24 protein-coding genes are annotated in these 22,338 nt (G+C 51.8%); 16 read left to right on the plus strand and 8 right to left on the minus strand.

Going from position 1 to position 22,338, the window contains the following annotated elements:
* Positions 1-14: 14 nt before the first annotated feature.
* The 4 genes from FDW88_RS11495 to rnt all read left to right on the plus strand — a co-directional run bounded on the left by FDW88_RS11495 (position 15) and on the right by rnt (position 3,017).
* Positions 15-614, plus strand: coding sequence for a TetR/AcrR family transcriptional regulator (locus tag FDW88_RS11495; RefSeq protein ID WP_117343060.1), 600 nt, complete (start codon positions 15-17; stop codon positions 612-614).
* A 58-nt stretch (positions 615-672) separates the two neighbouring features.
* Positions 673-1,770 carry an alkene reductase gene (locus FDW88_RS11500; RefSeq protein WP_096757155.1) on the plus strand — a complete coding sequence of 366 codons (1,098 nt, stop codon included), beginning with the start codon at positions 673-675 and terminating at the stop codon, positions 1,768-1,770.
* A gap of 97 nt (positions 1,771-1,867) precedes the next feature.
* Positions 1,868-2,275: a lactoylglutathione lyase gene (gene gloA, locus FDW88_RS11505; RefSeq protein WP_115258575.1), complete on the plus strand. Its 408-nt coding sequence runs from the start codon at positions 1,868-1,870 to the stop codon at positions 2,273-2,275.
* A gap of 94 nt (positions 2,276-2,369) precedes the next feature.
* The gene (gene rnt / locus FDW88_RS11510) at positions 2,370-3,017 is read left to right on the plus strand and encodes a ribonuclease T (RefSeq protein ID WP_096757157.1); all 648 of its coding nucleotides are present in this window, start codon (positions 2,370-2,372) and stop codon (positions 3,015-3,017) included.
* Positions 3,018-3,067: 50 nt separating this feature from the next.
* On the opposite strand, the gene grxD is transcribed toward rnt, so the two are convergent.
* Complete coding sequence (gene grxD / locus FDW88_RS11515) at positions 3,068-3,415, minus strand: monothiol glutaredoxin 4 (protein ID WP_003832760.1); 348 nt, start codon at positions 3,413-3,415, stop codon at positions 3,068-3,070.
* Positions 3,416-3,747: 332 nt separating this feature from the next.
* Between grxD and FDW88_RS11520 the strand changes: the two genes are divergently transcribed.
* Together FDW88_RS11520 and sodB are read left to right on the plus strand one after the other, a co-directional pair.
* A complete protein-coding gene (locus tag FDW88_RS11520) occupies positions 3,748-4,578 on the plus strand; it encodes a C40 family peptidase (RefSeq protein ID WP_117343058.1) in 831 nt (276 codons plus the stop codon).
* Positions 4,579-4,705: 127 nt separating this feature from the next.
* Complete coding sequence (gene sodB / locus FDW88_RS11525; RefSeq protein WP_096757159.1) at positions 4,706-5,287, plus strand: superoxide dismutase [Fe]; 582 nt, start codon at positions 4,706-4,708, stop codon at positions 5,285-5,287.
* 40 nt (positions 5,288-5,327) lie between these two features.
* Here sodB and FDW88_RS11530 read toward each other — a convergent pair whose 3' ends face one another.
* Positions 5,328-6,497, minus strand: a complete 1,170-nt coding sequence (locus tag FDW88_RS11530; protein WP_137362582.1) for an MFS transporter — start codon at positions 6,495-6,497, stop codon at positions 5,328-5,330.
* 178 nt (positions 6,498-6,675) lie between these two features.
* The gene (gene cydH / locus FDW88_RS11535) at positions 6,676-6,765 is read right to left on the minus strand and encodes a cytochrome bd-I accessory subunit CydH (RefSeq protein ID WP_072036634.1); all 90 of its coding nucleotides are present in this window, start codon (positions 6,763-6,765) and stop codon (positions 6,676-6,678) included.
* Between the two features lie 297 nt (positions 6,766-7,062).
* On the opposite strand from cydH, the gene purR reads away from it, so the two are divergent.
* Positions 7,063-8,088: an HTH-type transcriptional repressor PurR gene (purR, locus tag FDW88_RS11540; protein WP_096757161.1), complete on the plus strand. Its 1,026-nt coding sequence runs from the start codon at positions 7,063-7,065 to the stop codon at positions 8,086-8,088.
* A gap of 17 nt (positions 8,089-8,105) precedes the next feature.
* Here the strand turns inward: purR and punR are convergent, their stop codons facing one another.
* Positions 8,106-9,017, minus strand: a complete 912-nt coding sequence (punR, locus tag FDW88_RS11545) for a DNA-binding transcriptional activator PunR (protein ID WP_096757162.1) — start codon at positions 9,015-9,017, stop codon at positions 8,106-8,108.
* Positions 9,018-9,129: 112 nt separating this feature from the next.
* On the opposite strand from punR, the gene punC reads away from it, so the two are divergent.
* Together punC and cfa are read left to right on the plus strand one after the other, a co-directional pair.
* A complete protein-coding gene (gene punC / locus FDW88_RS11550) occupies positions 9,130-10,338 on the plus strand; it encodes a purine nucleoside transporter PunC (protein WP_096757163.1) in 1,209 nt (402 codons plus the stop codon).
* A gap of 285 nt (positions 10,339-10,623) precedes the next feature.
* The gene (cfa, locus tag FDW88_RS11555; protein ID WP_137362583.1) at positions 10,624-11,772 is read left to right on the plus strand and encodes a cyclopropane fatty acyl phospholipid synthase; all 1,149 of its coding nucleotides are present in this window, start codon (positions 10,624-10,626) and stop codon (positions 11,770-11,772) included.
* 45 nt (positions 11,773-11,817) lie between these two features.
* Here cfa and FDW88_RS11560 read toward each other — a convergent pair whose 3' ends face one another.
* On the minus strand, positions 11,818-12,459 hold the full coding sequence (locus tag FDW88_RS11560) for a riboflavin synthase subunit alpha (RefSeq protein WP_096757165.1): 642 nt from the start codon (positions 12,457-12,459) through the stop codon (positions 11,818-11,820).
* Positions 12,460-12,676: 217 nt separating this feature from the next.
* Here FDW88_RS11560 and mdtK point away from each other — a divergent pair, with 217 nt between their 5' ends.
* On the plus strand, positions 12,677-14,050 hold the full coding sequence (gene mdtK, locus FDW88_RS11565; RefSeq protein WP_096757166.1) for an MdtK family multidrug efflux MATE transporter: 1,374 nt from the start codon (positions 12,677-12,679) through the stop codon (positions 14,048-14,050).
* A gap of 45 nt (positions 14,051-14,095) precedes the next feature.
* Here mdtK and FDW88_RS11570 read toward each other — a convergent pair whose 3' ends face one another.
* Positions 14,096-14,794 (minus strand): RluA family pseudouridine synthase, encoded by a 699-nt coding sequence (locus tag FDW88_RS11570; protein WP_117343054.1) that lies wholly within the window; start codon positions 14,792-14,794, stop codon positions 14,096-14,098.
* Between the two features lie 143 nt (positions 14,795-14,937).
* Here FDW88_RS11570 and FDW88_RS11575 point away from each other — a divergent pair, with 143 nt between their 5' ends.
* Complete coding sequence (locus FDW88_RS11575) at positions 14,938-15,246, plus strand: monooxygenase (RefSeq protein ID WP_096757168.1); 309 nt, start codon at positions 14,938-14,940, stop codon at positions 15,244-15,246.
* Positions 15,247-15,373: 127 nt separating this feature from the next.
* On the opposite strand, the gene catA is transcribed toward FDW88_RS11575, so the two are convergent.
* Positions 15,374-16,051 (minus strand): type A chloramphenicol O-acetyltransferase, encoded by a 678-nt coding sequence (catA, locus tag FDW88_RS11580; protein ID WP_137362584.1) that lies wholly within the window; start codon positions 16,049-16,051, stop codon positions 15,374-15,376.
* Between the two features lie 215 nt (positions 16,052-16,266).
* Here catA and FDW88_RS11585 point away from each other — a divergent pair, with 215 nt between their 5' ends.
* Entirely contained in the window at positions 16,267-16,611 is a 345-nt protein-coding gene (locus tag FDW88_RS11585; RefSeq protein WP_117343122.1) for a DUF1294 domain-containing protein, read from the plus strand.
* 28 nt (positions 16,612-16,639) lie between these two features.
* On the opposite strand, the gene FDW88_RS11590 is transcribed toward FDW88_RS11585, so the two are convergent.
* Positions 16,640-17,212, minus strand: a complete 573-nt coding sequence (locus tag FDW88_RS11590; RefSeq protein WP_115258586.1) for a TetR/AcrR family transcriptional regulator — start codon at positions 17,210-17,212, stop codon at positions 16,640-16,642.
* Between the two features lie 99 nt (positions 17,213-17,311).
* Here FDW88_RS11590 and FDW88_RS11595 point away from each other — a divergent pair, with 99 nt between their 5' ends.
* From FDW88_RS11595 to FDW88_RS11610, 4 genes are all read left to right on the plus strand, one after another.
* Positions 17,312-18,205, plus strand: a complete 894-nt coding sequence (locus tag FDW88_RS11595) for an ABC transporter six-transmembrane domain-containing protein (RefSeq protein WP_170972986.1) — start codon at positions 17,312-17,314, stop codon at positions 18,203-18,205.
* A gap of 119 nt (positions 18,206-18,324) precedes the next feature.
* Entirely contained in the window at positions 18,325-19,434 is a 1,110-nt protein-coding gene (locus FDW88_RS11600; RefSeq protein ID WP_096757171.1) for an AI-2E family transporter, read from the plus strand.
* Positions 19,435-19,552: 118 nt separating this feature from the next.
* The gene (locus FDW88_RS11605; protein WP_137362585.1) at positions 19,553-21,337 is read left to right on the plus strand and encodes a diguanylate cyclase; all 1,785 of its coding nucleotides are present in this window, start codon (positions 19,553-19,555) and stop codon (positions 21,335-21,337) included.
* A gap of 116 nt (positions 21,338-21,453) precedes the next feature.
* Positions 21,454-22,257, plus strand: coding sequence for a PhzF family phenazine biosynthesis protein (locus FDW88_RS11610; RefSeq protein WP_137362586.1), 804 nt, complete (start codon positions 21,454-21,456; stop codon positions 22,255-22,257).
* The last annotated feature ends 81 nt before the right edge of the window (positions 22,258-22,338 follow it).

A 22,338-nucleotide genomic window follows, 5' to 3' on the forward strand; every position in this document is an offset into this window, starting at 1 on the left:
TTACACTCCATTCCATGAACAAAGCAACTGAACACGACACACGCGAACATCTTCTGGCAACCGGCGAGCAGCTTTGCATGCAGCGCGGTTTCACCGGTATGGGTTTAAGCGAACTGCTGAAAACCGCCGAGGTGCCCAAAGGGTCGTTTTACCACTATTTTCGCTCTAAAGAAGCGTTCGGTGTTTCCATGCTTGAACGCCATTACGCGGCCTACCACCTTCGGCTGGCCACACATTTAGCGTCGGGTGCCGGTAACTACCGCGACAGAATCCTCGCCTACTATCAGGAAACCCTGAATCAGTTTAGTCAACACGGCATTATTAGCGGTTGCTTAACGGTCAAACTGTCGGCTGAAGTATGCGATCTCTCTGAAGATATGCGTACGGCGATGGATAAAGGCGCTCGGCACATTATTACCCTGCTGGCGCAAGCGCTGGAAAAAGGTCGCGACACACACTGCCTGTCGTTTAGCGGCGAACCGCTGCAGCAAGCGCAGGTGCTGTATGCGCTGTGGCTCGGGGCCAACCTGCAGGCCAAGATGTCTCGCAGTGCCACCCCACTGGAAAATGCGCTGGCACACGTTAAAAACATTATTGCAACGCCTGCCGTTTAACAGGCGTTTTTATTTACCCAATCGCTAGACGACCGGTCTATTCATACCTGGAGTTAATATGTCATCTGAAAAATTGTTTTCCCCGCTGAAAGTAGGAGCCATCACGGCGGCCAACCGCGTATTTATGGCCCCACTGACGCGCCTGCGTAGCATCGAACCTGGCGACATCCCAACTCCGCTGATGGCCGAGTATTATCGCCAACGCGCCAGCGCTGGTCTTATCATCAGCGAGGCTACTCAGATATCTGCTCAGGCAAAAGGCTACGCCGGTGCGCCGGGATTACACAGCGCAGCACAAATTGAAGCCTGGAAAAAAATCACCGCCGCCGTCCACGCTGAACAAGGTCATATTGCCGTACAGTTGTGGCACACCGGTCGTATCTCTCACGTCAGCCTGCAGCCGAACGGACAACCGCCAGTTGCCCCTTCCGCCATCAGCGCCGGTACCCGTACCTCGCTGCGCGATGAAAACGGTCTGGCAACGCGTGCCGACACCTCAATGCCGCGCGCCCTGGAAACCGACGAAATCCCGGGCATCGTCAATGATTTCCGTCAGGCCATCGCCAACGCACGCGAGGCTGGCTTTGACATGGTTGAGCTGCACTCTGCCCATGGCTATTTGCTACACCAGTTCCTGTCACCCACCTCTAACCAGCGTACCGATCAGTACGGCGGCAGCGTCGAAAATCGTGCACGTCTGGTGCTGGAAGTCGTTGATGCCGGTATCAAAGAATGGGGCGCAGACCGGATTGGCATCCGCGTATCCCCTATCGGCTCTTTCCAGAACGTTGATAACGGCCCGAATGAAGAAGCCGATGCGTTGTACCTGATTGAACAGCTGGGTAAACGTGGTATCGCTTATCTGCACATGTCCGAACCAGACTGGGCCGGCGGAGAGCCGTATAGCGATGCGTTCCGCGAGAAAGTTCGCGCGCGTTTCCACGGTCCGATTATTGGTGCTGGTGCCTACACCCCGGAAAAAGCAGAAGCGCTGATTGAGAAAGGGTTGATCGACGCCGTCGCCTTTGGCCGCGCCTATATTGCCAACCCGGATTTGGTCGCACGTTTGCAGCACAAAGCAGAACTGAACCCACAGCGCGCAGAGAGTTTCTACGGCGGCGGTGCAGAGGGTTACACGGATTATCCGACCCTGTAATTGCGCAATCTCCGTTCTGGCATTGATAGCGGCGCAACAACGCCGCTATACTAAAACAACATATTGAATGTACTAGCCATTTTTGAAGGGGAAAAAGATGCGTTTACTTCATACCATGCTGCGCGTAGGTGACCTGCAGCGTTCCATCGAATTTTACACCAACGTGCTGGGCATGAAGCTGCTGCGTACCAGTGAAAACCCTGAATACAAGTATTCTCTGGCCTTTGTCGGTTACGGTCCTGAGACCGATGAAGCCGTCATTGAGCTGACCTACAACTGGGGCGTCGACAAATATGACCTGGGCACTGCCTACGGCCACATTGCTCTGAGCGTAGACAACGCCGCAGAAGCCTGCGAGCGCATTCGTCAGAACGGCGGCAACGTGACGCGCGAAGCGGGTCCGGTCAAAGGCGGGACGACGGTTATCGCATTTGTAGAAGATCCGGACGGTTACAAAATCGAACTTATCGAAGAGAAAGACGCAGGCCGCGGCCTGGGTGACTAACCTCCCCTCGGGCGCAGATCGTCTGTGCCCGTAGTTTTATACTCATCATTTTGTCATAATACGCGCTGCAATTTTCCCGTATTAAGAGACCCAGATGTCCGATAACGCTCAACTTTCCGGTCTGTGTGACCGTTTTCGTGGTTTTTATCCTGTCGTCATTGATGTAGAAACAGCAGGATTTAACGCCAAAACCGATGCGCTGCTCGAGATTGCAGCCATCACGCTGAAAATGGATGAACAAGGCTGGCTGATGCCGGACATGACGTTGCATTTCCACGTCGAACCGTTTGAAGGGGCAAATCTGCAACCAGAAGCACTTGCGTTTAACGGTATTGATCCGAGCAACCCGCTGCGCGGCGCGGTCAGCGAATACGACGCCCTGCACGCCATCTTCAAAATGGTGCGTAAAGGCATCAAAGACAGCGGCTGCAATCGGGCGATTATGGTTGCGCACAATGCCACCTTCGATCACAGCTTCATGATGGCAGCCGCCGAACGCGCCTCGCTGAAGCGCAACCCATTTCACCCATTTGTGACCTTTGACACTGCGGCCTTAAGCGGTCTTTCGCTCGGGCAAACCGTACTGTCTAAAGCGTGTCTGGCTGCAGGAATGGAGTTTGATGGCAACCAGGCGCACTCTGCGCTGTATGACACCGAACGGACGGCAGTGCTGTTTTGCGAAATCGTTAACCGCTGGAAACGCCTTGGTGGGTGGCCCCTGCCAATGCCTGAAGAGGCATAAGCGGACCATAAAAAAAGCGACCAGACTGGTCGCTTTTTCGTTTCTGCTGATTACTCAGCGTCCGGCTCTTCGGTTTTGTACTTCGCCGCAGTCTCTTTGATAAGCTGCTGCAATTCACCGCGCTGGTACATTTCGATTAAAATGTCGCAGCCGCCAACCAGCTCACCATCAACCCACAGCTGCGGGAAGGTTGGCCAGTTTGCGTATTTCGGCAACTCGGCGCGAATATCCGGGTTTTGCAGAATATCAACATAAGCAAAGCGTTCACCACAGGCAGACAGCGCCTGCACAGCCTGAGCGGAAAAACCGCAGCTTGGCAGTTTTGGAGAACCTTTCATGTACAGGAGAATCGGGTTTTCAGCGATCTGGCGCTGGATTTTTTCGATAGTGGTGCTCATTATCTTGCTTCCTTAACTTCTTTTACGGCAGTAGTCTGACATTGTAACGGGTCTGACTGACAACGGAAAATAACATTTTTCTTACGGTTATTATTTTATCGCCAGTCGCCATAAGTTGCATTCAGAATATTACTTATCCCTTTTATGCACAAGGAATTGATTATCCCTTCGCCAGTATTGGCGTTGATTGCTGTTTTTTTTTGCGGTCGGTAACGAAACACTATTTTAAACAAAAAAAGCTATTAACTTTCCCCGTTTCTATAGATTAGAATCATCAAGTTTTGAAAATCACACGCAGGCATGATAGACCTGCCCTAATAGAGGACTGCTCAGTGGCGCGGATAAACCGGATCTCGATCACGCTCTGTGCTTTGCTTTTTACCACACTCCCTTTTACGTCAGTGGCCCATGCTTCCAAGCAGGCCAGGACGACACCTGCCGTTTCCCACACGCTCAAAACGGTAGATAAAAAGAAAAGCGCGACAGCCAGTAAAAAAGTCACACAAACCAGCAAGAAAACGGCAAAAAAAACCACCAGTAAATCCAGCACCAAAACCGCTTCCTCTTCCAAAAAACGCACCGCGACACCTGCAAAAACAACCAAAACGGTCAACCGTCGCAGTAAAGTCGCAACAACACAAACCGCTGCGGTCACCTGGACTGAAAAATGCACCCCGCGCAAAGGTCACAAGCCGCGCTGTGTAAAAGTAAAATCAACAGCCCCGGTAGCCCTCGCTGATGCCCATAAAGTGAAAGTGCAAAAAGCGACCAAAACCGCGATGTCTACTCTGATGAACCAGATCGGTAAACCCTACCGCTGGGGTGGCTCTTCGCCGAGAACCGGTTTTGATTGCAGTGGTCTGGTTTATTACGCGTATAAGGACCTGGTGAAGTTCCGCATTCCGCGTACTGCCAATGAAATGTACCACCTGCGCGACGCAGCACCGATCGACCGCGATGAACTGAAAAACGGCGATTTGGTCTTCTTCCGTACCCAGGGCCGCGGCACCGCCGATCACGTTGGTGTCTACGTTGGCAACGGTAAGTTTATTCAGTCACCACGTAGCGGTCAGGAGATCCAAATCACCTCCCTGAGTGAAGATTACTGGCAGCGCCACTATGTGGGTGCTCGTCGTGTCATGACGCCAAAAACAATTCGCTAAAATCTTACCCTACAGTATGTGCTGTAGGGTAAGTTCTTCTTTTGCATAACCTTTCAATTTGCTACCCTATCCTTACTCACAATGAGGCTATTGTGTGTACTCAATATAAATAATAAGGAGAGAAGCAATGTCGTTCGAATTACCTGCATTACCGTATGCCAAAGATGCTCTGGCGCCGCACATTTCTGCTGAAACGCTGGAATACCACTATGGCAAACACCACCAGACTTACGTTACTAACCTGAATAACCTGATCAAAGGCACGGCGTTTGAAGGCAAATCACTAGAAGAGATCGTACGTAGCTCTGAAGGTGGTGTGTTTAACAACGCGGCTCAGGTCTGGAACCACACCTTCTACTGGAACTGCCTGGCACCCAACGCGGGCGGCGAACCGACCGGTGAACTGGCTGAAGCCATTGTTGCATCTTTTGGTAGCTTCGCTGACTTCAAAGCGCAATTCACCGATGCGGCGATCAAAAACTTCGGCGCTGGCTGGACCTGGCTGGTAAAAGGTACTGATGGCAAACTGGCTATCGTTTCCACGTCAAATGCCGGAACACCGCTGACTACCGATGCAACGCCGCTGATGACCGTTGATGTGTGGGAACACGCCTACTACATTGACTATCGCAACGCGCGTCCTGGCTACCTGGAACATTTCTGGGCGCTGGTGAACTGGGAGTTTGTTGCGAAAAACTTCGCAGCATAAAAATGATAACGCAGAAGGGACTCCCTTCTGCGTTTTAGCGTTAGTTCGTGACTCTGCAGGCCTCGTCAGGCTGTTTTCTCGCGGAGACAAAGACCAGTAGCAACGCCAGCCCAGCCACAATTGCCCCCATCACCGGGACAAAACTGTAACCTAAACCACCCGATATCACTGTGCCACCCGCCGCCGCACCTAGCGCATTCCCCAGATTAAACGCACCAATGTTGACCGAGGATGATAAGCCCGGCGCGTCGCTGGCAACGCGCATCACCCGCATCTGTAACGGCGGAACTACCGCAAAGGTTGCCGCACCCCAGACTACCATGCTGATGGCTGCACCCAATTCACTACGCGCCAGTAACGGGATTGCCAGCATAATCACCATCAATAGCAGTAAGAAGCCTTTCAGCGTGCCGTTGACTGAGCGGTCCGCCAGCTTGCCGCCCAGATAGTTACCGATTGAGAACCCAACGCCAATCAGCACCAGCATTCCGGTTACAAAGGCAGGCGTGGCATGGGTGATGCTATGCAGCACCGGTGAAATATAGGTATAGAGCGTGAACATCGCACCGGCGCCCAGCACAGTAGTCAGCAACGCTGACACCACCTGCGGGCGCATGAGCACCGCCAGCTCTTTGCGCACGTTCGGGCGCTCCCCTGCTCCGCCTTTCGGCAACGAGAAGAACAGGCTGACCATCGAGATAACCCCAAGACCCGCCGTTGCCATAAAGGACATGCGCCAGCCGATGGTTTCACCCAGCCAGGTCGCTGCAGGAACGCCGCCAATATTGGCGATGGTGAGTCCCATAAACATGGTGGCGACAGCGCTGGCCTGTTTGTGCTTTGGCACCACGCTTGCCGCTACAACCGAGCCGAGACCAAAAAAGGCCCCATGGTTAAGACTGGTCAGAATACGCGACAGCATCAGAGTAGTGTAATCGGGAGATAACGCCGACAGCACGTTGCCGAGCGTAAAAATCGCCATCAGAAAAATCAGCGCATTGCGACGCCCGCGATGAGAAAGCAATAAGGTCATTAACGGTGCACCGACCATCACCCCTACCGCATAGGCGCTAATTAGCATCCCTGCCGCCGGAATCGAGACATCGACGCCTTTAGCGATGACGGGTAATAACCCCATCGGAGAAAACTCCGTCGTGCCGATACCAAACGCCCCTATCGCCAGCGCCAGTAGTGGATAATTTATTTTCATACAGCGACTCCGTAACGTCGAGCCGTGGCACGACACAGAATAAGAGTCAAAAGCATGACATTGATCGCAAAAATAATAAAGTTAACAAAAATGCAAAAGACTTTTGCTTATTTGCAAACAATAGCAGTGGGAGGACAGGTTGGCGGGATGAGGGAGATAGCTCTCCCTCGGCGATACATCAATGCAGCGCGGCGGTTAAACCACTGGCAACAATCAAACCCAGAACAATAATGGTGGTGACTAACGAAAATTTCAGATCGGTGCTCATCAAGTTTTCTCCTTTTTATTCCCACACAAAAAGTGATATTGCGCATTTTTGCACACTTGAAGGTAAAAATCTCTCACGATTTATATTGATAAATGCTTTTAACTCTTCCCCTTTTCGTAAAGATCAGACAAAATTCCACGCTTACTTGATTAGCGTACCGGCCATTGACCCCTTCCTGACGTTCCGTGTCGTTTTCCTGGCGTACCGCAACCCTGATGTTGCGCGAAGGGTGTGTGAAGGCAAACGTTTACCTGGAGTATTCTCAGGAACTTAGGATATGGTCTGGAGTGAGATGTAATGGCAACAATTAAAGATGTAGCGAAGCGAGCAAACGTTTCCACTACAACCGTATCACACGTAATTAACAAAACACGCTTTGTCGCGGAAGAAACGCGCAATGCCGTCTGGGCAGCAATTAAAGAACTACATTATTCCCCAAGCGCGGTGGCACGCAGTCTGAAGGTGAATCACACTAAATCGATTGGCTTGTTGGCGACCAGCAGCGAAGCCGCCTACTTTGCGGAAATCATCGAAGCCGTTGAGAAGAACTGCTTCCAGAAAGGCTATACGCTGATTCTGGGCAACGCGTGGAACAGCCTCGAGAAGCAGCAGGCCTACCTCTCCATGATGGCGCAGAAGCGCGTAGATGGTCTGCTGGTGATGTGTTCTGAATACCCGGAACCGCTGCTTTCCATGCTCGAAGAATATCGCCATATTCCGATGGTGGTGATGGATTGGGGCGAAGCCAAAGCCGATTTTACCGATACGGTCATCGATAACGCCTTTGAAGGCGGTTATATGGCAGGCCGTTATCTGGTTGAACGCGGTCATCGCGAGATTGGTGTGATCCCAGGGCCTATGGAGCGTAACACCGGCGCCGGACGCCTGGCGGGCTTTATGAAGGCGATGGAAGAAGCGCTGATTAAAGTGCCTGACAACTGGATTGTCCAGGGCGATTTTGAGCCTGAATCCGGGTATCGCGCCATGCAGCAGATCCTCTCCCAGTCGCACCGCCCGACCGCCGTCTTCTGTGGTGGTGATATCATGGCGATGGGCGCGCTTTGCGCCGCTGACGAGATGGGCCTGCGCGTCCCGCAAGATGTGTCGCTGATTGGTTACGACAACGTGCGTAACGCCCGCTTCTTCACCCCGGCATTAACCACCATTCATCAGCCAAAAGATTCGCTCGGTGAAACGGCCTTTAACATGCTGTTAGACCGTATCGTGAATAAACGCGAAGAGTCACAGTCTATTGAGGTGCACCCGCGCCTGGTAGAACGTCGCTCCGTGGCCGATGGTCCGTTCCGCGATTATCGTCGATAATCTGTTGTGCGGGAGCCTTACTCTGGCTCCCGCAGCCACTCTTTATTCAACGTTTCACTGTCCCCTAAATAGTCCAGCAGCCATCTCAGTGCGGGCGACGTATCGTTTTGCTGCCAGGTCAGGCAACACGCGGCATCAGGAAAGGGATTTTCAAGCTGAAGTGCAACCCATTTTCCGCTGTCGATCCACGGTTTGGAAAAATGCGTTGGCACCATCCCAACACAGAGTCCAGCCGATAAACAGGTGGCAGATGACTCCCAGTCAGGCACTACCACCCTTTTTTGGTTATCCAGTAGCCAGGTAATACGTTTTGGCAACGTACGGGAGGTGTCTTCTCGTACCAGCGACGGCCAGTTGCGCAACGTATCGTCACTGAGCGGTCCCGGCATCGACGCCAGCGGATGATGACTTGCCACCACGCAGTTCCAGCTCAACATTCCCATATCGCGAAACGTATAGCGCCCCCCTACCGGAATAGCCTGCGTCGCGCCAATCGCCAGCTCCACGCGCCCGTCCGATAACGCATCCCAGACGCCGTTAAATACCTCCTGAAAAACGATTAACTCCACATCATCAAAATGACGGTAGAAATCCACAATCATCTGTCGGGTCCGTTCCGGCCTGACAATATTATCGACGGCAATCGCCAGTTGCCCACGCCAGCCGTTGGCAATTTGCTGACATTGTTGGCGAGTGATCTGCATTTTTTTGATAACAGAGCGCCCTTCTTTTAAAAACCACGCCCCGGCGGGGGTTAATTCCACATCCCGATGGCGACGTTCGAAAAGAGGCACAGCCAGCCACTCCTCCAGTTGACGCACGGTATAGCTCACCGCCGAAGGCACGCGGTGCAACTCCTGGGCGGCAGAACTAAAGCTGCCGTTGCGTGCGACTGCATCCACTACTTCAAGGGAATATTCTGACCACATACTCTGCCTGCAAAAAATTTGAAATCAATAAGCAAATATTAGCGTTTCACAGCAAGAATTTCACTCACTACACTCAGCGGCACTGTTCTATTGCTTATAAAGAGAAATAATGATGCAACCTGGAAAAGGGTTTTTAGTCTGGCTGGCAGGTCTTAGCGTGCTCGGTTTTCTGGCAACGGATATGTATTTGCCAGCATTTGCGGCTATTCAGTCCGATTTGCAAACCCCAGCATCAGCCGTCAGCGCCAGCCTTAGCCTGTTCTTAGCGGGTTTTGCCATCGCGCAACTTCTGTGGGGGCCACTCTCCGACCATTATGGCCGCAAGCCTATTTTGCTACTGGGCCTCTCCATCTTCGCGCTGAGCAGTCTTGGCATGCTTTGGGTCGAAAACGCCACCGGCTTGCTGGTGCTGCGCTTTATCCAGGCTGTGGGTGTCTGTGCGGCGTCGGTTATCTGGCAGGCGTTGGTTGCTGATTATTATCCCTCGCAAAAAGTGAACCGTATCTTTGCCACCATTATGCCGCTGGTCGGGTTATCTCCCGCGCTCGCGCCATTATTAGGCAGTTGGATCCTGATGCATTTTTCCTGGCAGGCTATTTTTGCCACCCTGTTTGCCATCACCCTGATCCTGATGCTGCCGGCCCTGCGCCTGAAGCCCACGGCTAAAGCGCGTGACGATAGCCAGGATAAGCTCACCTTTGCCACCCTGCTGCGCTCCAGAACCTACCGCGGCAACGTGCTGATTTATGCGGCCTGTTCCGCGAGCTTTTTCGCGTGGCTGACCGGCTCGCCGTTTATCCTGAGCGAGATGGGCTATAGCCCGGCCGTCATTGGCCTGAGCTATGTGCCGCAAACCATCGCCTTTTTGATCGGCGGATACGGCTGTCGTGCCGCCCTGCAAAAATGGGAAGGTCGTCAATTACTGCCGTGGCTGCTCATTCTGTATGCGGTGAGCGTTATCGCTACCTGGGCGGTCGGCTTTATTCACCACGTTGCGCTGGCCGAAATCCTGATCCCATTCTGCGTGATGGCAATAGCGAACGGTGCTATCTATCCGATTGTCGTTGCTCAGGCTTTGCGTCCCTTCCCACAGGCAACAGGACGTGCCGCAGCGCTGCAGAATACGCTTCAACTGGGCTTATGCTTCCTGGCAAGTCTGGTTGTGTCGTGGTTGATCAGCACGCCGCTATTCACTACTACTGGCGTCATGCTGTCTACGGTGTTGCTGGCCGCGCTGGGGTACAAAATGCAGTCGCAGAAAGAATGTCGCTCTCACGCTGATGAGGTTTCTACTGCTGCGCCCGGCGAATCACATTCATAGCGCTTTAATAATTAATTAGCGGGCTAATATTTTTTGATTGAACCCACAAAAATTCAGGCCTATACTGATTTCCAGTTGTTACAAAAACGATAATTTTTATGTGTTAACGGGAACACGCATGTTCCCGCTTAACCACGGATGGCCTTTTCGGTAAGGGGTTCTCCCTTCCTCTGTTCTACGTCGGAAAACAGATTCGCGGATTCATTCCGTGAGATTTCTCACAAAGCCCAAAAAAGCGTCTACGCTGTTTTAAGGTTCTGATCACCGACCTGTGATGGAGAAGCTATGAGTTCATCGTGTATAGAAGACGTCAGCGTACCAGATGATGACTGGTATCGAATCACCAGTGAATTATTAAGCCGTGCGGGCATTACCATTAATGGCGCTGCACCGGCAGATATTCGCGTTAACAACCCCGATTTTTACAAGCGCGTTTTACAGGATGGTTCGCTGGGTTTGGGTGAAAGTTATATGGATGGCTGGTGGGAATGCGATCGGCTGGACATGTTTTTTACTCAGGTTTTACGTGCCGGCCTTGAAGGCCAACTCCCCCGCCACTTTAAAGACACGCTGCGAATCGCCGCCGCGCGCCTGTTCAATTTACAGAATAAAAAACGCGCGTGGGTTGTCGGAAAAGAACACTACGATTTAGGCAACGATCTCTTCACCCGCATGCTTGATCCCTACATGCAATATTCCTGTGCCTACTGGAAGGACGCCACGACCCTGGAGTCAGCCCAACAGGAGAAGCTCAATATGATCGCCGAAAAATTACAGCTCAAACCGGGGATGCGCGTGCTGGACATTGGCTGCGGCTGGGGAGGCTTGTCCCAGTTTATGGCCGCCCATTACGGCGTCAGCGTCGTGGGGGTGACCATTTCTGCCGAACAGCAGAAACTGGCACAAGCACGGTGTGAAGGGCTGGATGTCACTATTTTGCTTGAGGATTACCGCGACCTGCACGATCGTTTCGACCGCATTGTCTCCGTTGGCATGTTTGAGCATGTGGGTCCAAAAAACTACAACACCTATTTTGATGTTGTCGATCGCAATTTAAAACCAGAGGGTCTGTTTTTACTCCACAGCATTGGATCCAGAAAAACCGACAATAACGTCGATCCGTGGATCAATAAGTATATTTTCCCGAATGGTTGCTTGCCGTCCGTGCGCCAGATTGCGAAAGCCAGCGAGCCGCATTTTGTGATGGAAGACTGGCACAACTTTGGCGCCGATTACGATACTACGCTAATGGCCTGGCATACGCGCTTTATGGCAACCTGGCCTGAAATCACCGAGCACTACACCGAGCGCTTTAAACGTATGTTCAGTTACTACCTCAACGCCTGTGCCGGCGCATTTCGCGCCCGTGATATTCAGCTCTGGCAGGTGGTGTTCTCACGTGGCGTAGAACACGGTCTGCGCGTTCCACGCTAGTCATTCTCGCCCCCGCCTTCAACGGGGGCCTGGAAACGCGCCGGCTTAGACTTCGCCGGTGACGTGATTTACTGCACTTTCTTTTGCCGCCAGCACGCGCTCAACGGTATCCACGACCGCCTGCGTTTGTGGGTCGATTTCGATGTTGACCCGAGCCCCCAGTTTTTTCTTACCAAGCGTCGTACGCTCCAGCGTTTCCGGGATCAAATGCACGCAAAAACGCGTCGGTGTTACTTCTCCAACCGTCAGGCTGATACCATCAATGCCGATAAATCCTTTGTACAGGATATATTTCATCAACGACGCATCCTGCACCTTAAACCAGATCTGACGATTATTTTCTGAGGTCAGAATTTTTGATATCTCAGCGGTAGTCATAATATGGCCTGACATTAAATGCCCGCCGATCTCATCGCTGAATTTTGCCGCGCGCTCTACGTTGACCCGATCGCCCACTTTAAGCTCGCCCAGATTGGTAATACGCAGCGTTTCTTTCATCAGGTCAAAGCTGATGTGATTGCCGTTAATGTCGGTCACCGTCAGACAACAACCATTGTGTGCAACTGATGCACCCGTCTCCAGGCCATCCAGCATGTATTCAGGTAACTCAACTACATGCGTACGAAAATTTGGTTTCTCATCAATAGACACCAGTTTCGCGGTGCCCTGCACAATACCCGTAAACATACCTCTAACTCCTGAACGTAATTAAGACATATCTGTTGTGCACAATAGCAGGTGAAAATTGCGGTTGCCAGCAATGCACCGCCCCCACCTGTTTTTTCACTGGAGAATTACGTATTCCTCGCTACAATAGACTGCAATTTCCCCTGTATTTTCTTCTTGCTGCCCTCTCAGGCGGCTTTTTTAGTCTCTCAAATAACAACAATATAATGGTGTAAACGTGCAAAAGTATGTAATCGAAGCGCGTCAGTTATTAGCTCTGGCAATTCCGGTGATTCTTGCGCAAATCGCCCAAACCGCAATGGGGTTCGTCGATACCGTCATGGCGGGTGGATACAGCGCGACGGACATGGCTGCCGTCGCTATCGGGACCTCCATTTGGCTCCCGGCCATCTTATTTGGTCACGGACTCCTGCTGGCATTGACGCCAGTCATTGCGCAACTTAACGGATCGGGTCGCCGCGACCGCATTGCTCATCAAATACGCCAGGGTTTCTGGCTGGCGGGCAGCGTATCTGTGCTCATTATGGTGGTGCTCTGGAATGCGGGATACATTATCCGCTCCATGGATAATATCGACCCGGCGCTGGCCGATAAAGCCGTCGGCTACCTGCGCGCGCTGTTGTGGGGCGCGCCTGGCTATTTATTCTTCCAGGTAGCTCGTAACCAGTGTGAAGGTCTGGCCAAAACCAAACCGGCGATGGTGATGGGGTTTCTCGGCCTGTTGGTCAACATCCCGGTTAACTACATTTTCATCTATGGGCATTTTGGCATGCCAGAACTCGGCGGCGTAGGCTGCGGCGTTGCCACTGCGGCGGTGTACTGGGTGATGTTTCTCGCCATGTTGTCCTACGTTAAACGTGCGCGCTCAATGCGTGATATTCGCAACGTCCGCGGTTTCCAGAAACCCGATACCGCGGTGATGAAGCGCCTGATCCAGTTGGGCTTACCGATTGCGCTGGCGTTATTCTTTGAAGTAACGTTGTTCGCCGTAGTGGCATTGCTGGTTTCCCCGCTGGGGATTGTGGACGTGGCCGGACACCAAATCGCGCTGAACTTTAGCTCGCTCATGTTCGTTCTGCCGATGTCGCTGGCAGCCGCCGTAACGATTCGCGTGGGTTATCGTCTGGGCCAGGGGTCAACGCTTGACGCCCAAACTGCAGCCAGAACCGGGTTGGGCGTCGGTGTTTGCATGGCGGTGTTAACCGCAGTGTTCACCGTGACCCTGCGTGAGCACATCGCCCTGCTCTACAACAATAATCCTGAAGTGGTGACGCTGGCTGCACAGCTCATGTTGCTGGCCGCCGTGTATCAGATATCTGACTCGATTCAGGTCATTGGCAGTGGGATCCTGCGTGGTTATAAAGATACGCGCTCCATTTTCTTTATCACCTTTATCGCTTACTGGGTGTTGGGTTTACCGAGCGGATATATCCTCGCACTGACCGACCTGGTAGTTGAACGCATGGGTCCAGCAGGTTTCTGGATCGGCTTTATTATCGGTCTGACCTCTGCTGCAGTAATGATGATGCTGCGCATGCGTTATCTGCAACGCCAGCCGTCCGCCATTATTTTACAACGCGCGGCGCGATAACACCCCGCAATAGCCGCCCCCCGGCGGCTATTGTCTCCACCCTATTCAGAACGGACTGCCATTGTGGGCGTTGATCGCTTCTCCGCTGACAGGATGCTTAAAATGCAGTTCGCTGGCATGCAGCATCAGTCGTGGCGTCCGTTCTGTACCCGGCAACAGACGCCCCCCATACAGATCGCAGCCCCAAATGGCGTATCCCAGATGTTGACAGTGAATACGCAACTGATGGGTGCGACCGGTTTCGGGGAAAAGCTGTACCCGCGTTAACGGCAGTACAGTCCCGTCTTCCAGCGGATGATTAAAGCGCTCGACAACCCGATAGCGGGAGCGCGCGGGTTTGCCGCTGATGGCGCATATCGACATCAGCGGAAACAGCGCCGGATCCTTGGCAATAGCAGCGTCTATCACCCCTTCATCCTCGCTCAAATGCCCACAGAGCAAGGCGCTATACACCTTGGTAACAGCGCGCAGGCTGAATTGCTGGCACAGCGCAGCATTGGTAGCCTTATTGCGGGCAATCACCATCAGCCCGGAAGTGCCAAAATCAAGTCGATGCACCAGCGTGCAGCCGGGATAAATCTGAACCAGCCGGTGATGTACCGAGTCGATATTTTGCGGATTTTTTCCCGACAGGCTTAGCAAACCGGTGGGTTTATTGATAAGAAGCAGATGGTCGTCCTGATAGAGGACCTCTATCTCGTCATGGCACGGCGGAGCAATAAAGGTATCAAAGAGAGTAGACATCAGGCAGCCATGATAAAGTACGGGAGCGGATCATAACGAATTTTCAACCGACTGGCGAATCAGCGATCTTTTGCCGTTTATTGTGCAATAAATTAAAAATAAGATACTGACTTACCCGCATCAGCGTTATCCATGGAGGAATTATGTCAAACACACTATTGCAGTTGCACTTTGATTTTCAGGGCCCGTTTGGCGAAGAGATGTCACGCCAGCTTGTCGACCTGGCAGAATCCATTAACCAGGAGCCTGGCTTTATCTGGAAAATCTGGACAGAAAACGAAGCAACCCAGGAAGCCGGCGGCATCTACCTGTTCCAGGACGAAGAAACTGCGCTGGCATATGTTAAAAAGCATACAGCCCGTCTGAAGCCGCTGGGTGTGCAAAACGTGCAATTCAAAATCTTTAATGTCAATGAACCGTTAACGCGCATTAACCACGGCATGGCTGAGTAACATTGTTGCTTCATCACAGGCAAAATAAAGGGCGGCTTTACGTTCAAGCAGCCCTTTAGCAGGAGGTTATGTACTCTTAGCAGACATGACTGCTATCCTTGCTTGTAATAAGAGATCGTCTGGCACATCAAGCATTGCGCTCTTCTGAATGGTGCAATATGTTATCGCTAATCTCTTGTAACTCATTGATCAATCTTGCCACATGAAAACCATCGCACACGGAATGATGTACCTGAACGGCGAGGGGTAACATTACTTTTCCATCCTGGTTGTAGTATTTCCCAATAGTGAACATGGGGGAAAAAAAGTTCTGCATGTTGGCAACGTTGATATTGAAACTGGTAAAACTTACCCAAGGAATGGCCGACACGAAAAATATATTTTCCAGCGACTCTCCCTTAGGCCAGTAAGAAAGGTTATTACCATAACGTGCCATGTCTTCTGCATAAACATGTTGAAAGTGATGAATATTGCCATCGTAGTGACTCCATAATGATGAAAAGGTCTCCGTTTCATTATGGAAAATCGTATAACTTGGATGAACTTCATTCCATATGACAAGCTCATTGTCCTTTATCGCCATACGAAACTCTGTATGTCTGTTTACGACTTTAGAAAGCAGGAAAATAATAGTAGGATAAAATTTCCAGCCAACCTCTTTTATATGTTTTAACAGCGCGGTAATGTCTAAGAGAACTGTTTGGTTAATTGTGCTTTGAGCAAAGGTCTGAAATACCTCAAAATGCTCCTTTCTTGCCCAACGAGATAAGTCAACGGGCGTATATTCTGGGGTTGTTTTTTTCACTTTTTAACCTTTGATAAGCAATCATATATAAGACGTCAGCCTAAACTTTTTCATGAATTACGCAAGCATACAGATGCGTAATCGTTTTTTGTAGCAAACGCCTTTGTGAGAGTCGCGCATCCTTATACCACGGCTTCCGACAGGGGTTCTGCTCGCCGTGGGTATTGCGTACAATGCAGGGTCGATACTCTCTGGAAATGGCTGTGGCGAATACTATGAATCTCAATCGCGGTTGTTATTTGCTGCTGATCCTCGCCGCGATCGGCAGCCTGTTTACATCTCATCCCTTTATTATATGGTTACTGCTCGCCAACGTACTGACGCTGGTGATTTACGGCATGGACAAAATGGCGGCGCGAAAAGCCTGGCGCAGAGTGCCAGAGTTCACATTACTGATGTTTGGCGTTGTCGGCGGATGGCCCGGCGCGATAGCAGGTCAGCAACTCTTTCGCCACAAAACACAAAAACAGCCATTCAAAACCTACTTTATCATCAGCGTATTATTGAGCATCTCCGTGATGGTAGCGGTGTATCAGCTCTATCCTTTTTCGCCTTTCTGAACATTGGCTACGCGCGAACTATACAGCTTTACAACATCTGCCTGATAAAGTCGTGGAGATCGTCGCTGGCCAACTGACATTTTTCAGGTGAAGGATGAATAATCAGGTTCTCTGAGTACCCGTTAAGCATGGCAACGAACTGGCGTGTAACACGTTCGGCATCCAGCGCCCGGAACGCTTTCAACCCCACACCTTCACGAATAATGTCGGCGATCATTTCCATCCAGCAATTCATATTGCGCTCTGCAAGCTCTGCGTAAGCGGCGTCATGGCTCGCCAGACGCCATAAAGAGTCATAAAGCTGCCAGACGGCATCCGGACCTTCAGGAAGGTAGTATTTGATCAATACACTTAACTTTTCGTGAGGTTCGCGCCCGGCTAACGATTCGGCTAAATCGTCCAGCTCTTGTTGCATAAATCTTTCCAGCGCGGCAAGGCACAGTGACTGCCAGTCCTTAAAGTAGTGATAGATATGGCTGCGAGAAAGGCCGAGATGTTCCGTCAACTCCCGGGTTGTCACCTTCTCTATCCCTTTTTCGATAAACAGCGCCACCGCGCCATCCAGAATTCGTACTCTCAACTCTTCTGTCTTTTTTTTCATCAATTCACCCCGCATTGACTTTGAGCAACCGCTCAAATACACTCGACCTGCAATAATTGAGCAACCGCTCAATTATTAATTTTAACAGAATCACAGATAATGATAAGCCTGAAGAGTCACGATAAATCCACATCCTTATACAGTGCAGTTGGCACGCTTAAGTCTCTGGCCCGCCGCCACCGTAAAAAACTCCTGGTCACATTTCTTCTCGTAGTTGCCGAGAACCTGACGTATCTGCTGTATCCGCTAATGGCCGGCTTTGCCATCAATGCAATTATTGCGGGTAACGCCTTACACGCGGTTTTTTATGCCGTTGTGGTCTTTATTATGTGGGCCATAGGGGCGGCTCGTCGGAGTGTTGATACCCGTACATTTACCCGGATCTATGCTGAGTTGGCTGTTCCCGTCATTCTCGCTCAACGTCGGGACAATCAAAATACCTCGACCATTGCAGCACGGGTCGCGCTTTCCCGCGAGTTCGTCGATTTTTTTGAAAAGCATCTGCCTGCGCTTATCACCTCGATCGCCTCTATTCTGGGGGCTGCCATCATGCTGCTGGTTATAGAGTTGTGGACGGGTGTGGCCTGTCTTGTCATTCTTGGTTTTTTTTCACTGTTCCTGAGCAGCTATACACGCAAAAACGAAGCGCTTTTCCTGCGATTAAATAATCGACTCGAAAAAGAGATAGCCATGGTCAATAGTGCCGCCGCCTCCCCGCTCGGCAAACATTACCGCCTGTTGTCCAGGCTGCGTATTTGTTTATCCGACCGTGAAGCGCTGGGTTACTTGTCCATTGGTATTGTGGTCGCTCTGTTATTTGGCATGACGATCCTCATCATGACGCTCGGCGGCGGGGCTGATGCGGGTCACATTTACTCTGTGATGACCTATATGTGGATGTTTGCCATGAGCCTGGATGATGCTCCGCAGTTGCTGGAAAAGTATTCTCAGCTCAAAGATATTGGTAAACGAGTAAACACCGGACATGAATAAACCCCGGTAGACTCACGTCCATTTCGCTCAGCGTGCCCTGGCACGCCGACAGTTGCAGGTTGGTAAATCCGCTGAACAGTTCTATAGTCGGGACTGCTTCTTATTTACAGGATCCACTAATGCGTTTTAACGGACTGACCAAAGGTTTTTTCATTTTCATTCTCGCCCTGGTGACGTGGGCGTTCTTTGATGTGCTGTCCCCTTACTTTTCCGCCATTCTGTGGGCCGCGATATTAACCACTATTTTTAATCCGGTGAAAAACAAACTGCGCAGCGCGCTGGGCGATCGCAACGGGCTGGCGTCGCTTATCACCATTGGCATTATCTGCCTGATTGTCTTTATTCCCCTGATGGTGATCCTGTCATCACTGGCTATCGAACTGAACGTGGTGTACAGCAAGCTGCAACAGAACAACACGCAGTTCCCGGAAGTCGTCACCGCGATCCTGTCGTATCTCCCTGACTGGGCCAGAGGATTCCTTGCGGACCACCATCTGGATAACGTGGCACAAATTCAGCAAAAGCTCTCCGATGTTGCATTACAGGGCGGGCAGTACCTCGCCGGCAGTGCATTCCTGATTGGCAAAGGGACATTCGGCTTTGCCATCAGCTTTGGCATCATGCTGTATCTGCTGTTTTTCCTGCTCAAGGACGGGCCGTACCTGGTGCGTCAGATTCTGGATTCTTTACCGCTGACCGATTTCGCTAAACAGCACCTGTTTGCCAAATTTGTCGGTGTCACCCGTGCCACGGTAAAAGGCACAGCGGTGGTCGCGGTGGTTCAGGGCACACTCGGTGGCATTGCTTTTGCCATTGTGGACATCGACGGCAGCGTTCTGTGGGGCGCATTGATGGCGTTTCTCTCACTGGTGCCTGCAGTGGGTTCAGCCATTGTCTGGGTACCCGCGGCAATTTTCCTCTTTGCCACACAGCAGTTGTGGCAAGGACTGTTTATCGTCGGATTCTTCGTCATTATCGTCGGGCTGGTAGACAATATTTTGCGCCCATTGCTGGTGGGCAAAGACACCAAGATGCCCGATTATCTAATTTTGATTTCCACCCTCGGCGGGATGGAGATTTACGGTATTAACGGGTTTGTCATTGGCCCATTGATCGCGGCACTGTTCCTTGCCTGCTGGAATCTGTTATCCGGGCGCGATCACGAGGGCAACGTGGAGGAGATCGATAAAGACTTTATGGAAGAAGGAAAAAATCCTCCAGATTTATAACGGTATGACGATAACAAAGGGCGACCACGGGGTCGCCTTTTTATTGTCACGCAAAATCATACGTTTTCTATAATTTCAATCATGCACATTCATTACTCGTCGCAAAAGGAATAAACAGGTGCGAATAGCCACAATCACCAACTGGGCCTACAGTGCGACGGTATGCCTGACCCTCGCCTCCGGCGTGGTCATGCTAATGGCGTCAAACGCCGATAACACCGAACGGCAGGCGGTAGAACAGCGGTATATATTCGATCAGCTGACCGAAGAAGTTGAAATTGACGCCTGGTCACTGTCCGATCTGGCGCGCCTGTATGTGGTCAGTAAAGATCCTGATGCGTTGCAAGCCTACCAACAGAAAGAGACCTCGCTAAAAGCCGTTGAGCACCGATTGACGAAACTGAAGGATACCGGAGCATCAGGGGAAGAATTGGCGCTCCTGCACGAGGGATTGCAAATTGTTGATACGCTACAGAACGAACAACAGACGGCGATCGAAAGCGTCGCGCGCGGAGAGCAGGCGCAGGCTATCGCCCTGCTCTTCGGTAAATCCTATGAGCAGGAGCTCGAACGGACGCAGGATAAAATAGACCATTTCCGCCAGATGCTCGACAGCCGCGCCCGCAACGCCATTGAGGACGCCACGCAGACGTCCCGTACACTGCGCACGCTGTCTGAAGTGATGGTCGGACTGACGGCATTGCTGTTTTTGTTTGTCCTCGGCTTTATTTTAAAACGTCGGGTGCTACGCCCCGTCGTGCGACTGAGCGACGTCGTTCATCGACTGGCCTCGCAGGATTACGCGGTTGAAACACCTAACTTTAACCAGATTGATGAAATCGGCGATATGGCACAGGCCATCCGCATTTTTCGCGAGAACGGCCTGGTACGGCAGCGGCTGGAGAAAGAGCGTGACGCCGACTGGGCGATACGCGAACTGCTGGCACGGATGACTCAGCGCTTACAGGGTTGTGAGAACTTCGCTGACGTTATCAATGTTGCACAACTGTTCGCGCCGAATATTGCTCCCGGCGTCGCCGGACGTCTCTACATTCTTGACCGGGAACCGTGGCAGATGCGCTGCGTCGCTGAGTGGCTTTCTCCGCAGGGAAAAGCAGATGCCTTCCACCCGGACGAATGCTGGGCCGTGCGTCGCGGGCAGAGTCATCCCCCGGTCCACGGCGAGCCGGACATCGCCTGCTACCATCTGCCAGAGTCATGTCAGGATCACACGCTGTGTGTGCCGTTGATTGCTCAGGGGGAGGCTATCGGCCTGCTCTCATTTCAGAATCTCAGCGATGATACCGCGCCTTCCCGCGCGTATCTGGAACTGATGGCAGAAGCGCTCGGTCTGGCATTAGCCAATCAGCGTCTGCGCGATGCGTTACTGGAAAAAGCACTCTACGACCCGCTGACCGGTTTGCGCAATCGCCATCATCTGGAAGACACTTTGCGCACCCAGATGGGCCAGGCGATACATAATCAGACACCCATCAGTTGCCTGATGATTGATATTGATCACTTCAAAGATGTCAACGATCGGTTCGGTCACGAGGCGGGCGATGGCGTTATCAAGGGCGTTGCCGCGATTATTCAGCGCGCCATACGCGACAGTGGGATGGCGTTCCGCTACGGTGGTGAAGAGTTTTTGGTCCTGCTCAGCAACATGGGTGAAGAAGAGGCTAACCGCATGGCGACGGACATCTACAACGGTGTGCATGCGCTTACGCTGCGCTTTGGGACGTCGGACATCAGCCATATCGACGTGTCTATTGGCGTTGCCAGCTACCCACAGCACGCCCAAAGCGACAACCTGCTGCGCGCCGCTGACGTGGCCCTGTATCGCGCCAAAGAGTTGGGTCGATCGCGAATCGTGAGCTTCGGTATGCTGCAAGCGAGCTAAACGCGGGCATATCGCGATATGTTATTGCCTGCAAGAGCATAAACCAATACGAAATTGCACGTTGTCATGGCATGGTAGAGCGTGAGATGACCGGAGAACAACAAGAGGACTATACGATGAAGCACATTGATTTTTACATGATAGATGCCTTTACCGACACCACTTTTGGTGGCAATGCCGCCGCAGTGTGTCCTCTTACAGAATGGTTGCCCGATGAGATATTATTAAAAATGTCTCAGCAACATAACCAGTCAGAAACCGCCTTCTTTGTCACCACCGATAGCGGCTTTGAGCTACGTTGGTTTACCACTCAGGGTGAAATCAATTTATGCGGGCATGCCACACTGGCTGCTGCACACGTCATCTTTGAACATCTTGACTACCCGGACACCACAATTCACTTCGAAACCCGATTTGTTGGCCCGCTGACCGTGACCCGCAGTGGCGAATGGCTGACGCTTGATTTCCCCGCCTGGAATACCGAATCGGTTATACCGCCGCCTTTACTATTGGATACGCTGGGTATCACGGAATACAAAGAAGTCCGCGTGGCACGTGATTACATGGTCGTTATGGAGAATCAGCAGCAGATTGCAGCAGTACGCCCGGATATTCACGCCATGCTTCCGCTGGGAAAAATGGTCTGCATTACGGCGCCAGGCGATGGGGAATACGATTTTGTCAGTCGATTCTTCTGCCCAGGCGAGGCCGTTGCGGAAGACCCTGTCACAGGTTCGGCACATAGCATGCTCATTCCATACTGGGCTGAGAAACTGAACAAAACACAGATGCTGGCACGCCAGGTGTCCGAGCGCGGCGGGGATTTACGCTGCAAGTTAGTGGGCGATCGTGTCCATATTGGTGGTCAAGCCACAACGTATCTGACAGGTAAAGTACAGTTGCGTGAGAACGCGCGATAACAACGGTTGTCACGCCAATCAGCTCGCAGCGTGCATGGCTTTACCTCTTCATCACACCATGATATGTTCATTAAATGAATA

This window comes from Citrobacter sp. wls829 (genome assembly GCF_005280825.1).
In the GTDB taxonomy this organism is placed as follows: domain Bacteria; phylum Pseudomonadota; class Gammaproteobacteria; order Enterobacterales; family Enterobacteriaceae; genus Citrobacter; species Citrobacter gillenii.